This is a genomic window from Streptacidiphilus sp. MAP12-33 (assembly GCF_041261265.1).
Classification (GTDB): domain Bacteria; phylum Actinomycetota; class Actinomycetes; order Streptomycetales; family Streptomycetaceae; genus Streptacidiphilus.
In genome coordinates, this window is the sequence record NZ_JBGCCA010000027.1 from 38,458 (window position 1) to 58,987 (window position 20,530).

The 20,530-nt window shown below is 70.8% G+C and carries 20 protein-coding genes and 3 pseudogenes; 12 read left to right on the top strand and 11 right to left on the bottom strand.

Annotation, left to right across the window (positions count from 1 at the left end):
• Positions 1–2 precede the first annotated feature (2 nt).
• From kdpC to ABH931_RS25065, 3 genes are all read left to right on the top strand, one after another.
• Positions 3–632 carry a potassium-transporting ATPase subunit KdpC gene (gene kdpC, locus ABH931_RS25055; protein ID WP_370117348.1) on the top strand — a complete coding sequence of 210 codons (630 nt, stop codon included), beginning with the start codon at positions 3–5 and terminating at the stop codon, positions 630–632.
• A 159-nt stretch (positions 633–791) separates the two neighbouring features.
• Entirely contained in the window at positions 792–3,338 is a 2,547-nt protein-coding gene (locus ABH931_RS25060) for an ATP-binding protein (RefSeq protein ID WP_370117351.1), read from the top strand.
• Positions 3,335–4,021, top strand: coding sequence for a response regulator (locus ABH931_RS25065; RefSeq protein ID WP_370117354.1), 687 nt, complete (start codon positions 3,335–3,337; stop codon positions 4,019–4,021). The genes ABH931_RS25060 and ABH931_RS25065 overlap by 4 nt, the downstream gene beginning before the upstream one ends.
• Positions 4,022–4,094: 73 nt before the next feature.
• Here the strand turns inward: ABH931_RS25065 and ABH931_RS25070 are convergent, their stop codons facing one another.
• The 3 genes from ABH931_RS25070 to ABH931_RS25080 all read right to left on the bottom strand — a co-directional run bounded on the left by ABH931_RS25070 (position 4,095) and on the right by ABH931_RS25080 (position 5,723).
• Entirely contained in the window at positions 4,095–4,484 is a 390-nt protein-coding gene (locus ABH931_RS25070) for a winged helix-turn-helix domain-containing protein (protein WP_370117356.1), read from the bottom strand.
• A gap of 40 nt (positions 4,485–4,524) precedes the next feature.
• Positions 4,525–5,064 carry a universal stress protein gene (locus ABH931_RS25075; protein ID WP_370117359.1) on the bottom strand — a complete coding sequence of 180 codons (540 nt, stop codon included), beginning with the start codon at positions 5,062–5,064 and terminating at the stop codon, positions 4,525–4,527.
• Between the two features lie 215 nt (positions 5,065–5,279).
• The gene (locus ABH931_RS25080; RefSeq protein WP_370117361.1) at positions 5,280–5,723 is read right to left on the bottom strand and encodes a GNAT family N-acetyltransferase; all 444 of its coding nucleotides are present in this window, start codon (positions 5,721–5,723) and stop codon (positions 5,280–5,282) included.
• A gap of 142 nt (positions 5,724–5,865) precedes the next feature.
• Between ABH931_RS25080 and ABH931_RS25085 the strand changes: the two genes are divergently transcribed.
• Complete coding sequence (locus ABH931_RS25085; protein WP_370117364.1) at positions 5,866–6,756, top strand: hypothetical protein; 891 nt, start codon at positions 5,866–5,868, stop codon at positions 6,754–6,756.
• A gap of 530 nt (positions 6,757–7,286) precedes the next feature.
• Here the strand turns inward: ABH931_RS25085 and ABH931_RS25090 are convergent.
• The 3 genes from ABH931_RS25090 to ABH931_RS25100 form a co-directional block, all read right to left on the bottom strand.
• Positions 7,287–7,643: a hypothetical protein gene (locus ABH931_RS25090; RefSeq protein WP_370117365.1), complete on the bottom strand. Its 357-nt coding sequence runs from the start codon at positions 7,641–7,643 to the stop codon at positions 7,287–7,289.
• A 151-nt stretch (positions 7,644–7,794) separates the two neighbouring features.
• A complete protein-coding gene (locus tag ABH931_RS25095) occupies positions 7,795–8,274 on the bottom strand; it encodes an AAA-associated domain-containing protein (RefSeq protein ID WP_370117601.1) in 480 nt (159 codons plus the stop codon).
• Positions 8,258–8,806 carry a universal stress protein gene (locus ABH931_RS25100; protein WP_370117368.1) on the bottom strand — a complete coding sequence of 183 codons (549 nt, stop codon included), beginning with the start codon at positions 8,804–8,806 and terminating at the stop codon, positions 8,258–8,260. Before ABH931_RS25100 ends, ABH931_RS25095 begins: the two co-directional genes overlap by 17 nt.
• A gap of 489 nt (positions 8,807–9,295) precedes the next feature.
• On the opposite strand from ABH931_RS25100, the gene ABH931_RS25105 reads away from it, so the two are divergent.
• On the top strand, positions 9,296–9,751 hold the full coding sequence (locus tag ABH931_RS25105; protein ID WP_370117604.1) for a ricin-type beta-trefoil lectin domain protein: 456 nt from the start codon (positions 9,296–9,298) through the stop codon (positions 9,749–9,751).
• 269 nt (positions 9,752–10,020) lie between these two features.
• Here the strand turns inward: ABH931_RS25105 and ABH931_RS25110 are convergent, their stop codons facing one another.
• Complete coding sequence (locus ABH931_RS25110; RefSeq protein WP_370117370.1) at positions 10,021–10,212, bottom strand: hypothetical protein; 192 nt, start codon at positions 10,210–10,212, stop codon at positions 10,021–10,023.
• Between the two features lie 687 nt (positions 10,213–10,899).
• Here ABH931_RS25110 and ABH931_RS25115 point away from each other — a divergent pair.
• The 4 genes and pseudogenes from ABH931_RS25115 (at position 10,900) to ABH931_RS25130 (ending at position 14,026) form a co-directional block, all read left to right on the top strand.
• Positions 10,900–11,277: an SAV_915 family protein gene (locus tag ABH931_RS25115; protein WP_370117372.1), complete on the top strand. Its 378-nt coding sequence runs from the start codon at positions 10,900–10,902 to the stop codon at positions 11,275–11,277.
• A gap of 10 nt (positions 11,278–11,287) precedes the next feature.
• Positions 11,288–12,628 carry a diaminopimelate decarboxylase gene (lysA, locus tag ABH931_RS25120; protein ID WP_370117375.1) on the top strand — a complete coding sequence of 447 codons (1,341 nt, stop codon included), beginning with the start codon at positions 11,288–11,290 and terminating at the stop codon, positions 12,626–12,628.
• 59 nt (positions 12,629–12,687) lie between these two features.
• Positions 12,688–12,816, top strand: a pseudogene (locus ABH931_RS25125) (potassium-transporting ATPase subunit KdpA); the annotation flags it as partial.
• A gap of 451 nt (positions 12,817–13,267) precedes the next feature.
• Positions 13,268–14,026 (top strand): cation transporter, encoded by a 759-nt coding sequence (locus ABH931_RS25130; RefSeq protein ID WP_370117378.1) that lies wholly within the window; start codon positions 13,268–13,270, stop codon positions 14,024–14,026.
• Between the two features lie 92 nt (positions 14,027–14,118).
• On the opposite strand, the gene kdpB is transcribed toward ABH931_RS25130, so the two are convergent.
• Positions 14,119–16,272, bottom strand: a complete 2,154-nt coding sequence (gene kdpB, locus ABH931_RS25135; RefSeq protein WP_370117381.1) for a potassium-transporting ATPase subunit KdpB — start codon at positions 16,270–16,272, stop codon at positions 14,119–14,121.
• Positions 16,273–16,703: 431 nt separating this feature from the next.
• On the opposite strand from kdpB, the gene ABH931_RS25140 reads away from it, so the two are divergent.
• The 3 genes and pseudogenes from ABH931_RS25140 to ABH931_RS25150 form a co-directional block, all read left to right on the top strand.
• Positions 16,704–17,117 (top strand): hypothetical protein, encoded by a 414-nt coding sequence (locus ABH931_RS25140; protein ID WP_370117384.1) that lies wholly within the window; start codon positions 16,704–16,706, stop codon positions 17,115–17,117.
• Between the two features lie 208 nt (positions 17,118–17,325).
• A pseudogene (locus ABH931_RS25145) lies at positions 17,326–17,497 on the top strand (transposase); the annotation flags it as partial.
• A 5-nt stretch (positions 17,498–17,502) separates the two neighbouring features.
• Positions 17,503–18,129, top strand: a pseudogene (locus tag ABH931_RS25150) (transposase); the annotation flags it as partial.
• Positions 18,130–18,185: 56 nt separating this feature from the next.
• On the opposite strand, the gene ABH931_RS25155 reads toward ABH931_RS25150, so the two are convergent.
• The 3 genes from ABH931_RS25155 to ABH931_RS25165 all read right to left on the bottom strand — a co-directional run bounded on the left by ABH931_RS25155 (position 18,186) and on the right by ABH931_RS25165 (position 20,443).
• Positions 18,186–18,905 carry a DinB family protein gene (locus ABH931_RS25155; protein ID WP_370117387.1) on the bottom strand — a complete coding sequence of 240 codons (720 nt, stop codon included), beginning with the start codon at positions 18,903–18,905 and terminating at the stop codon, positions 18,186–18,188.
• 154 nt (positions 18,906–19,059) lie between these two features.
• A complete protein-coding gene (locus ABH931_RS25160; RefSeq protein WP_370117390.1) occupies positions 19,060–19,806 on the bottom strand; it encodes a DUF6193 family natural product biosynthesis protein in 747 nt (248 codons plus the stop codon).
• Between the two features lie 190 nt (positions 19,807–19,996).
• Positions 19,997–20,443 (bottom strand): hypothetical protein, encoded by a 447-nt coding sequence (locus tag ABH931_RS25165; RefSeq protein ID WP_370117393.1) that lies wholly within the window; start codon positions 20,441–20,443, stop codon positions 19,997–19,999.
• Between the last annotated feature and the right edge of the window lie 87 nt (positions 20,444–20,530).

Consider the following 20,530-nt stretch of genomic DNA (forward strand, 5'->3'; position numbering starts at 1 on the left):
CAATGGCTAAGCCCCTTCCGACCCCGGTTCGGAACCACCTCACCGGTCTGCGCCTCCTGCTGCTCTTCACGATCATCTGCGGGATCGCCTACCCGTTCGCGATCACCGGCATCTCGCAGGTGGCCTTCTCCCAGCAGGCCAACGGCTCGCTGGTCAAGGACGCCCACGGCAACGTGGTCGGCTCCTCCCTGATCGGGCAGAACTTCACCATCGTGTCGAAGGACGGCAAGTCCCAGACGCCCGACCCGAAGTTCTTCCAGTCCCGCCCGTCCGCGGCCGGCAGCCTCGGCTACGACCCGACGGCTTCGGCGGGCACCAACCTGGGCACGAACTCCGATGTCCTGGTGAGCAACTACACCCAACTCAAGTCCGACATCGCCAAGTTCAACGGCGTGACGGAGAGCCAGGTGCCGGCGGACGCGATCACCTCGTCCGGCTCCGGCCTGGACCCGGACATCAGCCCGGCCTACGCCGCCATCCAGGTCAAGCGCGTCGCCCAGGCCCGCGGCCTGTCCGTCGACAAGGTCCAGGCGCTCGTCGAGCAGTACACCCAGGACCGCACCCTCGGCTTCCTCGGCGAGCCCCGCGTCGACGTCCTGGAGCTCAACATCGCCCTGACCAAGCTCAGCTGAGCTGACGTCCGGTGACATCACGATCCGGCCGCGCGGCAGCCTTCCCGCTCCGCGCGGCCGGATCCAGTCCTGCAAAAGCTCAGGCTCTGCACCCTTTGATCACTCGCAAGGGAGTTCGTGGTGTCAGCACGGGGTGACGGACCGTTGCCTCCCGGAAGGATGAAGGTCTTCCTCGGATCGGCTCCGGGAGTCGGCAAGACCTACAAGATGCTGGACGAGGCCCACCGGCGGGCCCAGCGCGGCCAGGACGTGGTCGTCGCCTACGCCGAGTGCCACGGCCGCCGTCACACCGAGGCGCAGTTGGACGGGCTGGAGACGGTACCCCGCCTGGAACGGGAATACCGGGGCGGGCGGTTCACCGAGATGGACGTGGACGCGGTGCTGGCCCGTCGTCCCGACGTCGCGCTGGTCGACGAGCTGCCGCACACGAATGTCCCTGGCGGGCGCAACGCCAAGCGCTGGCAGGACATCCAGGAACTGCTCGATGCCGGCATCGACGTGTTGACCAGCGTCAACGTGCAGCACCTCGAATCGCTCAACGACGTCGTCCAGAAGATCACTGGTGTCCCCCAGCGCGAGACCGTGCCGGACGAGGTGGTCCGGCGGGCCGACCAGATCGAACTGGTCGACATGGCCCCCGAGGGCCTGCGTCGCCGCATGGCCCACGGCAACGTCTACGCCGCCGAGAAGGTCGACGCGGCGCTGTCCAACTACTTCCGCGTCGGCAACCTCACCGCCCTGCGCGAACTCGCACTCCTCTGGCTCGCCGGACGCGTCGAGGAAGGCCTGCAGCGTTACCGCGCCCAGCACGAGATCCACAAAGTCTGGGAGACCCGCGAACGCGTCGTCGTCGCCCTGACCGGCGGTCCCGAGGGCGAGACCCTGATCCGCCGAGCCGCTCGGATCGCGGACCGCGCCGGCAGCGGCGCCCTCCTCGCTGTCCACGTCGCCCGCAGCGACGGCCTCGCCGACACCGACCCCGGCGCGCTCGCGGCGCAACGTCAACTCGCCGAGTCGCTGGGCGGCAGCTACCACTCCGTCGTCGGCGACGACATCCCGACCGCGCTCCTCGAATTCGCCCGCGCAGCCAACGCCACCCAGCTCGTTGTCGGCACCAGCCGCCGCAGCGCCCTGCGCCGCGCCCTCACCGCCGGACGCGGCATCGGCGAGACCACCATCGAGCTCTCCGGCGACATCGACGTCCACATCGTCACCCACGAACAGGCCGGACGCGGCCGTCTGCCGCGCCTGCCGGGCGGCCTCCACTCGACCGCGCGCCGTCTCACCGGCCTGGCGGCCGCGCTCGCACTCCCCGCCGCGCTGACGGCGCTGCTGTGCGTGACCCGTTCCTCAGTGAACCTGACCAGCGACGCCCTGCTCTACCTCACGGTCGTCGTCGGTGTCGCACTCCTGGGCGGCATCACCTCGGCGCTCCTGGCCTCGCTGGCCGCGTCCGTGCTGCTGATCTACTACTTCATCCCGCCGGTCCATCAGTTCAGCATCCACGAGGCCAACAACGTGCTGGCCCTCGTCGTCTTCGCGCTGGTCGGCGTCACCGTCGCCGCCGTCGTGGACACCGGGACCCGCTTCTCGCGGCGAGCCGCCCGGGCCACCGCCGAGGCGGAGACCCTGTCGGCACTGGCCGGCAGCGTGCTGCGCGGGGACCAGGCGGTGCCCGCCCTGCTCGCCCGGCTTCGCGAGACCTTCGGCATGGAGTCGGTGACGCTGCTGCACGACGAGGTGGAGGTCGCGTCGGCCGCCGCCGAAGGGCAGACGCCCGTCGCAGGCGGAGCGGTCGAGGAGATCACGATCGACGCGGGGACCGCCCTGCTGCTGCGCGGACGTCCGCTGCCGGCGGCCGACCGCCGCGTCCTGGCGGCCTTCGCCGCCCACGTCGCTGCCGCGTTGGAGCGGGAGCGACTGGCTGATGCCGCCGCCGAGATCGAGCCCGTGCGCGCCGCCGACCGGCTGCGGACCGCGCTGCTCGCCGCCGTCAGCCACGACCTGCGCACCCCGCTCGCAGTCGCGTTGGCCTCCGTCTCCTCCCTGCGCAGCGCTGACGTCGAATTCAGCGCGGAGGACCGGGACGAGCTGCTCGGCACGGCGGAGTCTTCCCTGGTCAAGCTCAACCGGCTGGTGGAGAACCTGCTCGACATGAGCAGGCTCCAGGCGGGCGCGCTCACGCTGCACCTCCATCCCACCGAGCCCGACCACGTGCTGACGGCCGCCCTGGACTCCCTTCCCGACGAGCACGCGCCGGTCCGTCGCCAAGGCCTGGCCGAGGCTCCCGCCGTGCTCGTCGACCCGCCGCTGCTGGAGCGGGTGTTGGCCAATCTCACCGCCAACGCGCTGCGCCACGGCGGCGGTGGAGTGGTGCTGGTCACAGCGAGTTCGCTGGGCGACCGGGTGGAGATCCGCGTCGTGGACCGCGGACCCGGTGTCGCGCCCGCTGACCGCGACCGGATCTTCCAGCCCTTCCAGCGGCAGGGTGACCACGACAACACGACAGGCGTCGGCCTGGGCCTCGCCCTCTCGCGCGGCCTGACCGAGGCCATGGGCGGCACTCTCGTCGCCGAGGACACCCCGGGCGGCGGGCTCACCATGGTCCTCTCGCTGCCGGCCGCCCCCGCAGACCACATCCCGTCAGAACCCCTGCAACCCGGGCGCCACCCGCGCCCGGCCGGCAACGAAACGGCTGTACCGTGACCCGAATCCTCATCGTCGACGACGAACCCCAGATGCTGAAGGCCCTGCAGATCAATCTGCAGGCGCGGCACTACCAGGTGTCCGTGGCCGGGGACGGGAGACAGGCCCTGATGGAGGCGACCAAGAACCCGCCGGACGCCATCATCCTGGACCTCGGCCTGCCGCAGATCGGCGGCATGCAGGTACTCCAGGCACTGCGGGCCTGGAGCGCGGTGCCCATCATCGTCCTGTCCGGGCGATCGGAGTTCGCCGACAAGGTGGCCGCGCTCGACGCGGGCGCCGACGACTACGTCACCAAGCCGTTCGCTATGAACGAGCTGCTCGCCCGCCTGCGCGCGGCCCTGCGTCGGCCCACTCGGGCCGAGCCGCAGGCGCCGAAGGTCGTCATCGGCGACTTCACCGTCGACGTGGGCGGCGCCGTGGTGCGCCGAACCGACGGAGGCATCACCGCCGTGCGGCTCACGCCGACCGAGTGGCGCATCCTCGCCGTCCTGTTGGCCCACCCGGGCAAGCTGGTGACCGGTCATCAGATCCTGCAGCAGGTCTGGGGACCGGGGCACGAGCAGAAGACCAACTACCTGCGCGTCTATTTCGCCGGACTGCGGCGCAAGTTGGAGCGGGAGCCCGCCCGCCCCCGGCACCTCCTCACCGAGCCGGGCATGGGCTACCGCTACGAGCCCTGAAGGGAGCCCGCGGTACGGGCAAGGGCGCGCACTCCGTAGCGGAATGCGCGCCCTTTCAGCTTCCCGGACGTGCCTACGAACGGGGCGGGTCGTATTTGTAGCCGACGCCGCGCACTGTCGCGATCGTCTGTCGGAAGCCGGGCCCGAGCTTGCGGCGCAACCGCGTCACGAGGACGTCCACCGTGCGGCCGTCCCCGACGGCGGGCAGGTCCCAGACGCTTTCGAGCAACTGGTCGCGGGTGAACACCCGCATCGGTTCGGCCACCAGGTGGGCCAGCAGGTCGAACTCGAGCCTGGTCAGCGCGAGGAGACGTCCGCCCGCGGTCGCCATGCGGCGCAGGTCGTCCACGGCGATCTGGCCGGTCGGCACGGTGGGCGGGGCCGTGGGCGCCGGTGACGGTGGCAGTTCCCGGATCGTGAGCCGACGGCAGTGCCGTGCCGCACGCGGGTAGCTGACCGTCACAGGAGGGGTCCTTTCTCGGGAGGCCTGGTCGGCCCGGTTGTCACAGGGAGCGCGCCTTCTCGTTGCGTTCCGCCTCGTCGAAGAGGTACGGAACGCGGTGGCGCGCCGAGCGGGGCAGGGAGTCGAGCAGGGGTGGAGGCGGCACAGCGAGCACGTGGCAACGTGCCCGGGCGAGACAGAACCTGGCGGTCGCGCCGTGGACCAACCGATAGGGCCACCGCCGCTCGCCGGCGCCGACCACCAGCAGGTCCTCACAGTCGTCGGCGATCTCGAGCAACACCGGTCCGGGGCGGCCGCGTACGACGAACGGCAGCGGCACCGGATCCGTGGGCGGGCCGCCCATGGCCTCGTCGAAGCAGCGGGCCAGCCGCGCCTTCGCCTCGCGCTCGCACAGGCGAACGAGCGTGGTGGACGTGGCGCGGCGCTGCGCGAACTCACCTCCAGGAGGGGACCAGGCGAGGACCACGACCAGTGGCCGCTGCGAGGTGCGGGCCTCCCGGGCCGCGATGCGAAGCGCCTCAAGGCTGCTGAGGCTCCCACTGACCCCGACGATCACGCTGCCCTGGGACCGCGGCGTCATGCCGTCGCACCTCTTCTCGGATCTCACGTCGGTCGCCCGCGCCGGCGTTCCGCCGGCACGGTCGGTCCGCAGGCATGCGCCGGGCGGACCCGGGTCCGCCCACGCGGCCTGCCCGCCGACGTGGCGGCGGCGGGATCGACGACGGGGGCGGACCGCCTTCAGTCAACACCGCACGGTTACTGCGGGCGAGAAGGGCGGAGCGGTTCTGACACCGCTCATACGGATGCCGCAGTGGTCTTGACACGTCCTTGTCGCCCGCAGTCGGCAGGCGGGAGGGCCGGGTTCCTCGAGCCGCCGACCCAGTACGCGGTCTGAGTACGCACCGCACGGAAGCCGAGGGCCATGGCGAGGGCGAGACTGCCGGTGTTGCTGGTGGGTGCGGTCCAGGTCGCGTCGCGCCCCCGGGCGCGGACGTCGGCAGCGAGCCGGACAGCCAGCACCGCGGCGAGACCCCGGCGCCGGTGGGCGGGGGCGGTGGCGACGGCGATGTCCTCGTGGTCCCTTCCGCGCAGATAGGTGCAGGCGACCGAGACCAGACGGTCCGCTTCGAACGCACCCCACGCACCCCACGCACCCCACGCACAGCCGCTGCGGGCGAGCGAGTCCGGGGTTCCCCAGGTGTCCCAGATCCACTGGAGGGTCGGATCCCAGCCGGCCAAGGACGGTCCGTCAGAAGGGTCCAGACGCCTGAGCAGGTAGCGCGGCCCGGGACGGCGGCGGGGCGGGATCGGGGCGCCCGACAGTGCCAGCACCGTGCGTTGCCACGGTGCGAACGCTGCGAACGCGCCGGCAAGGAGGGGAGTGAAGGAGGACGGCGCACTCACCTGGCCGCGGGCGAGCAGCGGTACCCAGGAGCGCGGCATCCGGCCCGGATCCCAAATGGTCGCGGTCTTCGCCGTACCGGCCGCCGCGCTCGCCGCCGCAGCCCCGATCGCGGCAGCGCCCTTGGTGGCCGGGACGAGCTGGTGCTTCTACGAAGCCTTCTTCGTCAACCGCCTTGGCCAACTGACCCTGCGCCCCGCGACGGACCTGCTCCCGCTGGGTCTGCTGGCCGCAGCGGCGCTCCTGGGCTGGGCGGTGGGGCGTATCGCGCGCCGCCGTTCTGCTCGCCCGCCGCGAACAGGGGAGGGCAACCCGCTGCGGCGTTCCGGTGACCTCGCCCGCGACCGGCTGCGCCGACGCCGGACCCGGCTGTTGGTGCTGGCCGCCGCCCTCGGCATCGGCGCGGGCGCCTACGCGCAAGAATCCGCCGCCCCGGCGGCCGCCAGGGCGAGCGGGCACCAGCTGACCGCGACGACCCAGGCCCGCCGCCACTCCGGCAGCTGGTCACGAGCCCCATGGGGGTGGAGCACCCCTTCTGGTCCGGGTGCCGGTGCGCCGGGAGTACCCCGTCGGTGTGCGGCACGAGACCACCGGCCGGTCCGGCGCGGCAGCCCACCGGGCACGAAGGTGTCCGTGTGGGTGGACCGTTCCGGGAACCCGGCGGACGCACCAGCTGGAGCTGCGGACGTGCTTGTGCTCTCGGCCTTTGTCACCCTCGGCGTGGCCGGGAGCGGGGCGCTGGTCGTGGCGGCGGGGACGGGCTTGGCCCGGCGCAGGCTCGCCAGGCGCGACTGGCTGGCGTGGGAGCGGGACTGGGCACGGGTGGAACCCGTCTGGTCCGGCCGTCGAAGGAACCACGGCGTCAGCTGACTCGTCTGGCGTGGTCGGCGGGTTTGCCGTCACGCGGTCCAGGCACCCGTCACGCGGGACGGCGTTGGCGGTGCGGGCCGTTGCCGTCCCGCGTGCGGGCGCGCCTCCACGGGCCGGTACGGCCGTCGGCAGGTGTCCCGTCCGTGGAAGTTGGTCGACGGGGCGGGTCTCCGGGAAGGTGCGACGCGCCCCGCCGTCCCGCCGATTCAATACCCACCAGACGTATGGCCGCGCCCTTCCTCACGCAGACCTGACGCCGAACCCGGATCTCTTGACGCGATCTTCGCGGATCCTCCGCCGGCCACCTCCAGGACGGCCAGGCGAGGATCGGGTGGACGGGCCGACAACGGTGAATCGGTGGCCTCCGTCACGTCACCGACACCGCCGCGACAACAACCCCTGTTGCCGCTTCTGGAACGCGTCAGGGCGGACTGCTCACACTGGGATGTGCGAGGAATGCAGGGCTGGCGTCAGATGAATCCGTCTGAGGCGGCACCGTTGGCCTGACGGTCGGCGCTCGGGTTCCGCGGTCAGCGCTCGGCGCTGAGCGGTGTTGAGGCGAGCACCCGCCCGTCGCGGCCGTGGATGTCGATCCGCGCGGGCAGGGTGCGCTCGCGCACGCTGGTGCCGCCGCCCCCGACGGCGTGCTGCCGCAGCAGCACGCCGCGCACCGCGTTCGCGAGCGGCCCGGTGAGGAACTCCTGGGTCAGCAGGGCGGCGTCGTCTCTCAGCAGGTGCAGCTGGAGCACCCAGCCGCGACGCGGCTGGGTGCTGCGTGGCTGCGTCGGCTCGGTGGTCAGGCCCAGTTCGCCGAACGCCTCGATCAACTCCTCCACGTCCACGCCGTCGAGGTGCTGGAAGTTCTCTTCGATCAGGAGCTGGGCCATGTCTTCCCCCGTGTTCGCGGCGGCCGTGGGCGGGCCGCCCTCCGAGGTCATTCCACCGCAGCGGCGGGTGGCCGCTCACGGCTTTGACGGGCCCTGTACGCGGGACCAGGTGATCTTGACGAGTCCTTGCCGCGCGCTGATCCAAGTCCCGTCAGAGATGGGCCTGAGTACCCGGTTCCAGCGTGAGGGCGGCCGCGTCGTGGTCGTAGTCGTACAGCTCCGCGGAGCGTCCCCAGTCGATGGCCGTGTCCAGCTGGGTGCGGGCCTCCTCGGTGGAGTACCCCCGCCACAGCAGGTCGAGGAAGAAGCCCGCGCGCAGCCGGTGGTCGTCGGTGGCCGCCAGCGCCTGCACGACCGCGCCGACCAAGGGTCGCGCCGCGCAGCAGGGTGGGCGAAGAGCTGCTTGCTGGTCAGGATGTCGGCGGCGGTCAGCCCCCGGCCCGCGTCGGTGACCGTCAGCCGGGCGCTCCGGGCCAGGCCGAGCAGGACGGCTGCGTCCATGAGCGGGAGCAGGTTTCGGGGGTCCGGGGCTGTACCGCCAAACCCCCGCTGCGCCCGACCCGACCGCAACGGCCGATGCCGAGCCCTTGCCGCCGTCCGACCAGGGGTGAGGATCAGTGCGGGGCGCGATCCGGCGTGGCCGGCAGGACGGCGGTGGTGAGCTCGCGCGGAGCCAGGGGGACGCGGTGACGCACGCCCCGGGGCAGCGCGGCGAGCAGTTCGGGTGCCGGGACGGTCAGCACCCGGCAGCGGGCGTGGCCGACGCAGTACCGCGTCGTCGAACCGTGGAACAGCCGGGACCATCCGCCGCGCGGCCCGGCGCCGACCACCAGCAGGTCGTCGGCCCGGTCGGCCACGTGCACGAGTGCGGACCCGGCCTCGGCGCGTATCGAGACCAACTCCACCGGCAGGTCCTGCGGCACCCCGCCGAGCGCCTCGTCGAAGCTGTTGCGCAGCCGCCACGCCGCCTCGTCCTCCCAGATCCGCAGCAGCGGCGGGCAGGGCGCGCGCCGGTAGGAGATCTCGCCGCCGGGCGGCGTCCAGGCGAGGACGGCGACCAGCTGAGACCGGGACCGGCGGGCCTCCGCAGCGGCCGCCCGCAGCGCCTGCAGGCTGGTCGGCGTTCCACTGACTCCGACGACGACGCGCCCCGAGTGGGACATGGCGAACTCACTTCTCCTGAGACGAATGGACGACGGTCGAGGGGACCGTCGCAAGCCATTCCAACGTATCCACGAGTGGGTCCCCTGCCACTTTGACGCTTCCCGTACGTCGTCCGCCCAGCTCTTGACGCGGCCTTGTGGCCGCTGTGACGACGGCCACTGCGAGAGCCCTGGCGCGGCCGCTTCCAGGCGCAGCGTCTTCGTCCTGTTCGGCCCGGTGATCGTCTACCTGGGCGGTAGTCAGGTGCAGTGCCGGGCGGGATCTGATGTGTGGAGAAAGGCCGTTGCACTTGGCTTAATCCCTGCTTTGCTTAACGCCGTTCCGCACACGTTCTTAATGCGTTACCGGGGCTGCTCCTCATCCCCAATGGAAGCCTTGGCGCAGGGCGTTGACACAGGGGAGAACCTCTGAAAAAGTCCCGACTCGAACACAACCAGGGGGAGGTTGAACAGATGCAAAAGATCTCGAAGCTGGTGCTCGCCGTGGCGATGGCATTCGGTCTCATCGCGGCAGCCAGCGGTTCCGCCAGTGCCAACACGTTCGGGTCATGGGAAAGCCGTGGAAGCAACCGTTGCTTCTCCGTGGACCCTTCGAGCTTCTCCGGCCTGATCGGCGCCTACTGTCAGGGCACCGCGCACGACAACCCGTTCCGCTACTTCACCGAAATCTCCAACGGCTACACGGTCAAGTTCAGCAGCTACTTCGACGGGCAGTGCATCACCGAGGACGGCAGCAGCGACTGGGACCAGGTCTACATGTCCGACTGCAACGGCAGCAACGCCCAGCAGTGGTACGTCCACGGCGGTGTGAACGGCCAGGCCTTCATGAACGCCGGGAGCGGTATGTGCCTGGACGGTAACGGCTCCGGCTCCATGTACGTGCACACCTGCGACTACAGCGGGCCAGCCGGTCAGAACACAAACCTCTACCAGAACTGGCACTGATCCCGAGAAGCCGCCGCGGCAGGAGCGGTCATCGTGGACGGCCTGGGAAGGGCGGGCAGTGCCCTCCTCCCGGGCCCGTCCCGTATGCCGGTCGATGATCTTCCGAGACGCAGGGCGGTTCTGGTAGCCGGACGGCCTGCCGCCGTCGTCGGAAGGGCCGGGCGCAGAACGGCGGCCGCCCACGGGTGGGGAAGCCGGACGCCCCGAACCGGGCACCGCCGCCGGGGAGGTGTTCCCGCGATTCGGGGGGCCAGGCTCCTGCCCGTGTGTCACATCAGGAACCGCGCCGCGATCCGGCAGTGGGCGTGCGCGTTCCACTCCCCGTCTTCCGCCGGTTCGGGCGCGCACACGCGAATGGGCGCGGTCGGCAGGGGGACCGCATGCTCGGGCCGGCGAAGCCCCGGTCCGGCGTCCGGCGCCGCTACCGTCCCCTGCTCCAGGGTCGTCACCTGCTGGCTCATCCCACTCGCCTCCCGGCTGGACGCGATGCCTGGACTCGGCACCGCTCTCAAGATCCAGGAGAGCACCCTGCCCGCCCGCGTGCTCCGTCCCTTGACGCGATCCCAGCGCGACCACCGCGGACCCTGACGCCGCCTTGACGTGCCCCGCGCCGCCAGACGGACAGGCGCTGGAGATCCGGCCGGGGCGGTGGGACGCTGCCCAGGCTCCCGGCCACCGGCCGGACATTCTGCCCTGCGGGCCCGAAAGGGCCGTCGGATCGGGCCCGCAGGGTGTTCGGAGGCGGGGCCTACCGGTTCGTGAGCGGGAAAGCCCGGCGAGCCCCGCCAGCAGGGATTCAACACCCCGGCGCGGTGTGCGAACGCCTTTCCTCACGCGGGCCTTACGCCGATCGAGGATCTTTTGACGCCGTCTTGGCACGGCACCGGCGACCTGGCCCGCAACCGCCGGAAAACAGACCCGTGCCACCCTGCGGCTGTGCCGCGCGGGAGCGGTGAGCACCCAGTGATGTGACGGCCGCCACTGGACCGCCACTGCGACGACAACTTTCCCCCGCCCCGCGTCAGGAACGCGTCAGGGCCGTACCCGGGCCCGGGATCAGCGGGAATAGCGTCTGTGGCAGGAACGGCCCGCGTCTGCGGAGTCCGGCTCCTGACAACCTGTCCATGCTTCGCCGAAGGATGTTGACGATGAGTGCGTACCTGAACGGCGACGACCCGGAGCCCGAGGAACGCGTCCTGGCCGGGCTGCTTCTGGTCCCGGTCCGGCCGGGTCCTGCCGGGGACGTGCTGCGCCTGTTCCGCACGCCGCTGGGCGCGCGCACGGCGGTCGGATTCACCAGCGGGCGCCAGTTGTCCGCCGTGCTCGGATCCAGGCAACGAAGCGTCACCATCGCCGAGCCGGCGCTGCGACGGATGCTCGCGGCGCTGGGAGTCGCGATGCTGACGGTCGACCCGCAGCTGGCGGCCCCGCCCGTCGAGGCCCTGGAGCAGCCGGACCGGTGGCCCGCGCTCCGCTCCGCGGCGCCCGCGTCCGCGCGCGCCGCAGCCCGCCCGCGCGTCGCCTGAGGAGGCTTCGATGACCACCACCTTTCCGCGTCCCGAGACCCTCGAGGCGACTCGCCCTCGCTTCCCGGTCTGGCCCGCGTCGACGCGGCCGGCCGCGCACGGGGATCTCACTGTCGGCGGGGTCTCGCTCGCCGAGGCAGCCGAGCGCTTCGGCACCCCCGTCTACCTTGTCGACGAGGACGAGGTACGGGCCCGTTGCCGTACCTACCGCGAGGCGTTCCCGGACGCAGAGGTGTACTACGCCGCCAAGGCCTTCCTGTGCCGGGCCATGGCCCACTGGGTGGCCGAGGAAGGACTCGGCCTCGATGTCTGCTCGCGCGGCGAGCTGGAGCTCGCCGTCACCACCGGTTTCCCCGCCGAGCACATGGTGCTCCACGGCAACGCCAAGAGCCCGGACGAGCTGGAGGCCGCGCTGCGCCTGGGTGTCGGCCGCATCGTGATCGACTGCACCACCGAGATCGCCCGGATCGCTGCCCTGGTGCCGCACGGAAGCCGGCAGCGCGTGCTGCTGCGGATCGCGCCGGGCATCGCCGCGGGCGTCCATCCGGCGGTGCGCACAGGCACGGTGGACCAGAAGTTCGGACTCTCCAGCACCGACGGCACGGCGCAGTTGGCGATCGCCCGTGTCCTGGAGCAGCCCAGGCTGGAGCTGGTCGGCCTGCACTGCCACCTCGGCTCGCAGATCGACAGTGCCAAACCGTACCTGCAGGCCGTGCGGCGGATGGTCGCGCTGCTGCACTGGACCCGGCAGACCCATGACGTCCTCCTGCCGGAGCTGGACCTCGGCGGCGGTCACGCCATCGCCTACCGCCCCGGCGAGGACGCCCTCGACATCCGGGCGCTCGCCTCCCGCGTGCGCGCCGAACTCCGTTCCGCGTGCACCACGGTGGACCTGCCCGAACCGCGACTGCTGCTGGAACCCGGCCGCGCGATCGCGGGCCCGGCGGGCATCGCGCTGTACCGCGTGCTCGCGGTCAAGCAGAGCGGCCGGCACACCTTCGTGGCCGTCGACGGCGGCATGAGCGACAACCCGCGTCCCGCGCTGTACGGCGTCCGCTACGCCCCATGCCTGGTCGGCCGGACCGCGAGCGCGGAGCTGCGCCCGGTCGACGTCGTCGGCCGGCATTGCGAGGCCGGCGACGTGATCGCCTCCGGTGTGGAGCTGCCCGCCGACATCCGCCCCGGCGACCTGCTCGCCGTCCCGGCCTCCGGCGCGTACCACCTGTCGATGGCCTCGGGCTACAACCTCGTTGGCCGGCCCCCGGTGGTCGCCGTCACGGGGGGCACCGCTCGTCTCCTGGTACGCCGCGAGTCCCTGGCGGACGTGCGCAGCCGCGACGTCGGGCTCTGAGCCGACGCCTGATATTTCCTCCTCCGGTCCCCTGACCGGCGAGGGACCGCCCCGGTCGCCTGAGCGAGCTCGTCCACGCCTGCACCAGCAACGTCGACAGCAACGGTGGGGCCATGGCAGGCTTCAACGGCGCCACCGGCTTCCGGAACCTGGTGACGTGCGCGGCGACGCTCATCGGGCGCTACGTCCCGGTGGTTCCTCCTCGCCCTCGCCCTCGCCCTCGCCCTCGCCCTCGCCCTCGCGGGCCGGCCGGCCAAGCAGCAGCCTGGCATTGTCACGGTCGGCGTGCTCCGCGCCCACGGCGTCAACTTCGTGCCCCTGGCCTCTGGCGCCGCGCTGCTCAGCATCCTGCCCGCGCTGGCAATGGGGCCCATCGCCGAGGGGCTGCTGTGACCGCCGGGGCGTGGTCCCCGCGTTGTCGTAAGCGGGCGTCGCCCCGAGTCTCCGTGAGGAGCCCGGGGCGGCGCCCGCCGCGCGTGTGCGGCAGCGGTGGTTCGCACCCGTATGGAAGGCGTCAGGATTCGGCTCCCGTGTGTCGGGGTTGCGTCAAGACGCGCGGGGCCCGGCCCGCGCCGCCGGGGCAGCCGAGACGCTTGTGGCGTAGAGCCAGGCGCAGGGCTGCCGCAGAGCGGAGGAGAGATGCACAGCGTCGGGGAGAGCATGCTGAGAGGGCTGGTCCAGGCAGTGAGGCGGCCGGCGCGCGGCGGCGACCCGCAGCAGTCGCGCGCCCGGCGGGCGGAAGCAGCCGTCATCGTCTGCACCGCGTCCGTCGCCTGGGCGGCGTTCGCAGGCCTGACGTCACTGGCCGCCGGAGCAATCACTGGTTCGCTGTCCCTGCTCGCGTTCGGGCTCAGCTCGGTGATCGAAGGGGCGGCCTCGGCCGTCCTGGTGTGGCTGTTCAGAGGCGATCGCGACCGTCCTCGCACCTCCGGCGCCCGGAACCGGTACGAGCGTGTCGCCACGCGGGCCGTTGCGGGGACGATGCTGGCGGCGGCCGCCTACGTGCTGGCGCAGGCGGCTGCGCTGCTGGCGAACGGGGCGCATCTGGCACGCAGCGGCCCCTCCCTGACCCTGCTGGCCGGCTCGCTCGTGGTGCTGCCGGCCCTCGGCGCGGTCAAGCTGCGCCTGGGCCGCCTCCTGGGTCATCGGGCCCTGCGCGGCGACGGGATCCTCAGCCTCGTCGGGGGCGCCCTCGCGCTGGCCGCGCTGGCGGGTCTCGCCGCTGACGAGCGGTTCGGCTGGTGGTGGACGGATCCGGTCGCTGCGATGCTGATCGCCTTGGTGCTGCTGGGTGAAGGAGCCCGCACGCTCCGATGGCGAGCGCCGGAGCGTGCGTGGCACGCGGGTCGGGCCGGACGTGTGGTTGCCGGGATCGAGCTGTTCAACTCGCCCGACTGAGTGGGATCGAGCGGGCGGCCACGGAGCCGTCGGAGCAGCCGCGGCCGTTGGCGGGTCGTCGGGCGGCCGACGCCGTGGCTCCGCGTGTCACGTCAACCGAGCCCGGGGATGAACTGGACCACCGTAAGGTCGATGAGTTTGATCCCGACGAAGGGCAGGACCAGCCCGCCCACCCCGTAGACCAGGAGGTTCCGGCGCAGCAAGTCCGCGGCCGAGGAGGGCGAGTAGCGAACCCCGCGCAGCGCGAGCGGGATCAGTACGACGATGATCACGGCGTTGAAGATGATGGCGGAGACGACCGCGGAGCGGGCGCTGTGCAGGCCCATGATGTTGAGGCTGGCCAGGCCCGGGTAGGCGGCCGCGAACATGGCCGGGATGATCGCGAAGTACTTCGCCACGTCGTTCACGATCGAGAACGTCGTCAGCGCCCCGCGGGTGATTAGCAGTTGCTTGCCGACCTCGACGATCTCCAGCAGCTTCGTCGGGTTGGAGTCCAGGTCCACCATGTTGCCGGCCTCCTTGGCGGCCGAGGTTCCGGTGTTCATCGCGACGCCGACGTCGGCCTGCGCGAGCGCGGGCGCGTCGTTGGTGCCGTCGCCGGTCATCGCGACGAGCTTGCCGTCCTCCTGCTCGCGGCGGATCAGCGCCAGTTTGTCCTCGGGGGTCGCCTCCGCGAGGAAGTCGTCGACGCCCGCCTCCGCCGCGATGGCCGCGGCCGTTCGCGGGTTGTCCCCGGTGACCATGACGGTCCGGATGCCCATACGGCGCAGGTCGGCGAAGCGCTCGCGGATGCCGGGCTTGACGACGTCCTTGAGCTGGATGACACCGAGGACAGCGATCCCGTAGGGGTCCTCCAGGGCGACCAGCAGCGGAGTGCCGCCGGCCGCGGCGATGGCGTCCACGGTGCCGCCCGACTCGGCCGGGACCCTCCCGCCGCACTGGGCGACCCAACCGGCGACGGACGCGGCTGCGCCCTTGCGCACCCGCGTGACTGTCCCGTCCTGCCAGCACATGTCCACCCCGCTCATGCGGGTCTGCGCGGTGAACGGCACGAACGTCGCCTGGCCCAGCGCGCCGTCGGCGGGCACCTCGAGGCCGTACTCCTGCTGGGCGAGCGTCACCACCGACCTCCCCTCCGGCGTCTCGTCCGCCAGGCTCGACACCTGCGCCGCCTGCGCGAGTTGCAGCGGATCGACACCGGGCAGCGGGAGAAAGGCGGTCGCTTGGCGGTTGCCGAAGGTGATGGTTCCGGTCTTGTCGAGTAGCAGCGTGGACACGTCCCCGGCCGCCTCGACAGCCCGGCCGGACATGGCCAGCACGTTGCGCTGCACCAGGCGGTCCATGCCCGCGATCCCGATGGCGGACAGCAGCGCGCCGATGGTCGTCGGGATCAGCGTCACCAGCAACGCGACCAGCACGACCGTGCTCTGCTCGGCACCCGCGTAGGAGGCCATCGGCTGGAGCGTGACGACGACGAGGACGAAGATGATCGTCAACGAGGTCAGCAGCATGCTGAGCGCGATCTCGTTCGGGGTCTTCTGTCGCATCGCGCCCTCGACGAGGGCGATCATCCGGTCCATGAAGGTCTGGCCGGGCCGGGAGGTGATTCGCACGACGAGGCGGTCGGAGAGCACCTTGGTCCCACCGGTCACGCCGGAGGTGTCGCTCGCGGCCGCGCGGATCACCGGCGCCGACTCGCCGGTGATGGCGGACTCGTCCACGGCGGCGACCCCGCCGATGACGTCCCCGTCTCCTGGGATGATCTCCCCGGCCTCGACCAGCACGCAGTCCAGCGGCCGCAGCTCCGAGGCGGGAATGATCTCGTGGTTGTAGTCCTGCTGGTAGGGCCGCCAGAGCTTGAGCAGACGTGCAGTGGTGTCCGTGCGCGCCCGCCGCAGGCTCACGGCCTGTGCCCGCCCCCGGCCCTCGGCGACGGCCTCGGCCAGGTTGGCGAAGACCACGGTCAACCAGAGCCATAGGCTGATCACCCAGGCGAACACGCTCGGGTTCATCACCGCGGACAGCACGGTGAGCACACCGCCGACCTCGACGACGAACAGCACCGGGTTCTTCGCCATCGTGCGGGGATGGAGCTTGCGCAGCGCCTCCGGCAGGCAGCTCAGCAGCATCCGGGGTTCGAGCAGCCCAGCTGCCACCCGCCGATGAGTACCACTCACCCCAGCCGGATGCAGAGGCACTTGCGGGGCATCAGGAGCGGTGTCCTTCTTGGGGGACAGGAGCGACATGGTCGGCGAGCCTTCTCTGCGGGGAGGAATCCTTCGGCATTTCACCCAACACGGACATTCGACCTGCGCACGGCCATTCTGACGCACCCTTGTCGGACCATCCTCAAAGATTTGCGCGCGCTTGATGCCCAGACGGCGAATCTCGTCCGCACCCAACGGGGGCGCCCGACAGTGCACAGGTGCGCGCCCGGCCGGGCGCGCACCAGCGGCGTGAACCGAGGCGTCGATCGCGGCTTGCCCTCTGCGACGGATGGCTGGCGTACTCGCGGGACCGGGTCTTCGAGGGTGGCTGCTTCTTCTACGCGGTCTCGGCCCGACGACCCAGCCAGCCCCCAGCCGCGGAGCCTTTGCATCCTGATGCAAAGGCCTGGCCGTCGCCTCGCACACGCTCGATCCTCAAATTCGTTGTTCACCAGCGAGAGGAACGAACCATGACGCTCCGACGGGTCGTCGCCAGCGGCACCGCAGCCCTGGCACTGGTAGCGGGCATCTCCGTCGGCGCTGCCGGCACCGCCTCGGCCGCGCAGACCGGTGGTGGCTGCGTCTACCACGACAAGGACGGCTTCTCGGTCCGCACGTGTATCGATGGGGACGGCGCGGGTGGTATCTGGGCAGATGTCCAGACGTACGGCTCGAACAACACGTCCATCAACATGTGCGTCGAGATCGTGGACAGCAACCAGAACCTCGTCCCCGGAAGCCGGAACTGCCAGATCGTGAACGGGTCGAGCAGCGACACGGGGACCAACATCGTGTTCCCCGGCTCCGGTACCTACTACGGGGTCTCCTACTTCACCAGTCCCACCTACTGGTACGGAGGAGAGTCGCCTTCGATCTCCATCTGAAGGGTGTTGCACAACCCGGTGGGCGGGCAGGCGGTTGTGTGCTCGGAGCTGCGGTTCCACGCGTGCGGGCGAGGTTGTGCATGTGGGTGACGGCCTGGACCGCGTGGTGGAGGCCGTCGCCGCGGCACCGCCCTCGCCGCGCACATGCGCTCCTCCGCCCACATGCTGACGGACCTGCACGGCAGCCAGCTTCCAGACGCCGGCCAGCGTGCTGCAGTTCACGGAGAACCTGTCCGACCGGGCCGCCGCGAACGCGGTCCGCACGCGCATCGACTGGAAGTATGCGATGGGCCTGGAAACTGGACGATCCCGGATTCGACCCGTCGGTGTTGTGCGAGTTCCGGGCCCGTTCGGCCGAGGGGGACGCGGCCGACCGGCTGCTCCGCGCTATGGCACCGCTACAGCCAGGGCCTGGGATCGGCTCCACCCCCGGCTGACCCGCCGCTCGGCCTGGATCGAAGACCAGAACGCCGAACTCCCCATCCTCCACGGCCTGTTGGTCCGCCTGACCGTCGACCACCTGCCCGGCGGGCGCGATCCGGACCCACTGTGGCTGTGGTCCTCACGCACAGGGGCCGACGCCAGACACGTCGACCAACTCTGGCAGGCCTACCTGCGCCGATTCGACCTGGAGCACACCTTTCGCCTGTTGAGGCAGACGCTGGGCTGGACAGCACCCAGGCTGCGGGAGCCGACCAGCGCTGACGTGTGGACGTGGCTGATCATCGCCGTGCACACCCAGCTGTGGCTGGCCCGCGCCGCCGCGAAGGACTTGCGTCGGCCGTGGGAACGTTCATTGCCCGCAGACAAGTTGACGCCTGCCCGGGTCCGGAGAGGGTTTCGCAACATCCGCGCGAAGGTGGCCCGTCCCGCGGCTGCACCGAAACCCACCCGCCCCGGCCCGGGGCGCCCTCCCGGGTCGAGCAACCGAACGAGAGCGCCCCGCCACACGCCGGGAAAGACCGTCAAACGCGCCGACACACTCGACCAGCACTACGGCCGCACTCGTTAAAGATCAAGCTTAGGCCGTCGAGGCGTACCACGCCCAGCTGTGGCTCATCACCGGCGCTACGCGGCGTCCTGTGCCTCGATCAGATCGAGGTCGCGTACGCAGAAGCGGTTGTGCTCGAACGTCTCGTTGAGTACCGTGCCGAGGCATTGCCGCACCGAGCGGCCCCGAGCGTACGGCGGCCATACATCGTCGTCGGGCACCGGAGCCAGCGCTGCGAGCTGCGCCGCGTCGACCTCGTCTAGCCAGGCCTCGAGCTCGGCCGCCTGTGCGTCACGCACGCTCACGATCTCATCGAGTGTCGGGTCGAGCGAGAGGTCGACCCCATGCGCTCCACGGTAGGGCTCAACGGTCGGCCCGACACCCATCGGCGTGAACAGCTCCGTCGAGCCCAGGCAGCAACGGCGGAACCACGAGTCATGCACGAAGACCAGGTGGCGCATCGTCTGCACCGCCGACCACTCGCCGTTCACGCTGCGGCGCTCGAGGCCGGGCGTACGGCGGATCCGCTCAAGCGTGGTCGCCCAGCCGGCACGAAGCTGACGCGATGCCGTGCGCAGATCGGCAGGATCTCCGGAGCGGATCAGCACCCGCACCGGATGACGCCGGTCGAGCTCCGCCTCAACGTACTCGGTGACCTCCACGCCGTTCACCACAAGATTGGTGACGAGGCCGTCGACCACGGCATCCTGCATGACGACGCCGATCAGGCGTGCCCCGGTCAGATCGCACTCGCGGAACTCCGCACCGCGCAGATCCTCATCGATATGTTGTGTCATGCGCCGGATAGTAGCTCCGAGCACCGACAAGCAGCCGTGATCCACAGGTATTGACTATTGCTCTTAAACGTCAGATGTGCGGCCGGGCCGGCTCCAGCCTCTTACGGAAGCGAGTTCTCCTGGCTTGACCCCGTCTGCTTCGCCGAAGTTGCGCTCACGAGTTTCGTGCAGGGTGCTCAGGTGACGTGTGGAGCATGGCTGAAGGGATCTGGCCCACGGCGATGGCGATTGCGTCGGCGGCTGTGGTGACCTGGTGTAGGGCGGGGCCGTTCCACCGTTCTCTGATGACGTAGTTGCCCGATCCCTGGGGTGAGTCGATCGAGACGAAGGACGGGGTGGAGTACAAGCCATCGGGCTGCTCGGCGAAGCCCAGTGCCCAGTGGCTGGTGTAGGGGTAGAGCCTTTGGAGCTGCGGTTCGGCGTGTGCGAACTCGACGAGCGCCTTGTACTGGGGCCACTCGGCGCGATCCGCGTCCTTCAGCAGCGACTGCCACTCCGATGCGATGACGTCGGCGGGGTGGTTGTCGGGGACCTCGAAACGTCCAGTCAGAAGGTCGAAGGTCGCGGCCTGTCCGATCTCGTCGAGGCTTGCTCCCTCTGCCCAGCCGCGGATCACTCGGGGAAGGTCGCGTATGTCCTCGGTGCTGCCGCAGACCATGAGCCTGTCGTTGGACGATCCCCAGATAGACCACTTTCGCTCATGCCGCCACGCGGAGATGTAGCCGGAGTGGCGATGCGGGACGACGCTGGTGATGGTGGCATGACGCAGTGGATCGGACGGGGAGATGGCCAGAGGAAGTGACATGCCTTCGGCCGCGGCTTCGGCTTGGAGGGCTGCGGCGAGGCTGCCGTGGGCGGCCACCTCCGGGTAGAGGACGGCTGGGTCGGGTTCGCGACTCATGATGGTTTGATCCTCATGCCGGTGCTGCTCGTGGGTCGGCCATGCTAGGGGGCCAAAAGGGGAAGCGGTAGGCAGGGTCGGGTCCCAGAACTTACGGAGCGGCACCACCCCACAGAAGTTGGACCAGAACCCCGGGAGGGTCTGGCTCAGGTTTTGAGCCAGACCCCAGATCAGACCGTCAACGCCACCGCTACGGCTTGGCCTGCTTCGCTGCGACGATCGCGCCGATCTCGGAGCGCGCCGCGGCGACGAGGTCCGCGTTGGTGTTTGCGTGGCCGGCCAGTCCCCAGCCGCCGTCGGGGGCTTCGGTGAGCAGGACCCAGGTCCGCTCGGTCGCCGTCGGGTCGCCGGACGCGTCAGCGACCAGCTCGGTGAAGCGGGAGACGACCGCCAGCTGCTTCTCCCGGTCCAGCGCATGTGCGTTCGTCAGTACCTGGACGCGGATGTAGCTGCTGTCGCCGTCCACGTTGGTGAGGTGGTCCGCAGCCAGCTCGTGCACGAAGGCGGCCGTGTTCTTGCGGAACATGGGGATGTCCGGGACCCGCTCGATCTCCATCAGGGTGGCGGCGAGCGTCTGGGCGAGCTTCTTGGCGTCGCCGAACGTTCCGGCGGCGGCGTAGACGTCGATCATGGGCATGAGTTCAGCACCTACAGTCCGGGAGGGTAGTGGCCCAGGCGGGTCGGGATCGGCCTGCCTGGAAGTCTGTCCCCGTCGGTCAGAACC

Coding starts and splice junctions, on each gene's coding strand:
- ABH931_RS25140 (WP_370117384.1), top strand. CDS start 16,704: ATGACGCTCCGACGGGTCGTCGCCAGCGGCACCGCAGCCCTGGCACTG.
- ABH931_RS25130 (WP_370117378.1), top strand. CDS start 13,268: ATGCACAGCGTCGGGGAGAGCATGCTGAGAGGGCTGGTCCAGGCAGTG.
- ABH931_RS25115 (WP_370117372.1), top strand. CDS start 10,900: ATGAGTGCGTACCTGAACGGCGACGACCCGGAGCCCGAGGAACGCGTC.
- ABH931_RS25110 (WP_370117370.1), bottom strand. CDS start 10,212: ATGAGCCAGCAGGTGACGACCCTGGAGCAGGGGACGGTAGCGGCGCCG.
- ABH931_RS25165 (WP_370117393.1), bottom strand. CDS start 20,443: ATGCCCATGATCGACGTCTACGCCGCCGCCGGAACGTTCGGCGACGCC.
- kdpB (WP_370117381.1), bottom strand. CDS start 16,272: ATGTCGCTCCTGTCCCCCAAGAAGGACACCGCTCCTGATGCCCCGCAA.
- ABH931_RS25160 (WP_370117390.1), bottom strand. CDS start 19,806: ATGAGTCGCGAACCCGACCCAGCCGTCCTCTACCCGGAGGTGGCCGCC.
- ABH931_RS25155 (WP_370117387.1), bottom strand. CDS start 18,905: ATGACACAACATATCGATGAGGATCTGCGCGGTGCGGAGTTCCGCGAG.
- ABH931_RS25060 (WP_370117351.1), top strand. CDS start 792: ATGAAGGTCTTCCTCGGATCGGCTCCGGGAGTCGGCAAGACCTACAAG.
- kdpC (WP_370117348.1), top strand. CDS start 3: ATGGCTAAGCCCCTTCCGACCCCGGTTCGGAACCACCTCACCGGTCTG.
- ABH931_RS25090 (WP_370117365.1), bottom strand. CDS start 7,643: ATGGCCCAGCTCCTGATCGAAGAGAACTTCCAGCACCTCGACGGCGTG.
- ABH931_RS25100 (WP_370117368.1), bottom strand. CDS start 8,806: ATGTCCCACTCGGGGCGCGTCGTCGTCGGAGTCAGTGGAACGCCGACC.
- ABH931_RS25075 (WP_370117359.1), bottom strand. CDS start 5,064: ATGACGCCGCGGTCCCAGGGCAGCGTGATCGTCGGGGTCAGTGGGAGC.
- lysA (WP_370117375.1), top strand. CDS start 11,288: ATGACCACCACCTTTCCGCGTCCCGAGACCCTCGAGGCGACTCGCCCT.
- ABH931_RS25105 (WP_370117604.1), top strand. CDS start 9,296: ATGGCATTCGGTCTCATCGCGGCAGCCAGCGGTTCCGCCAGTGCCAAC.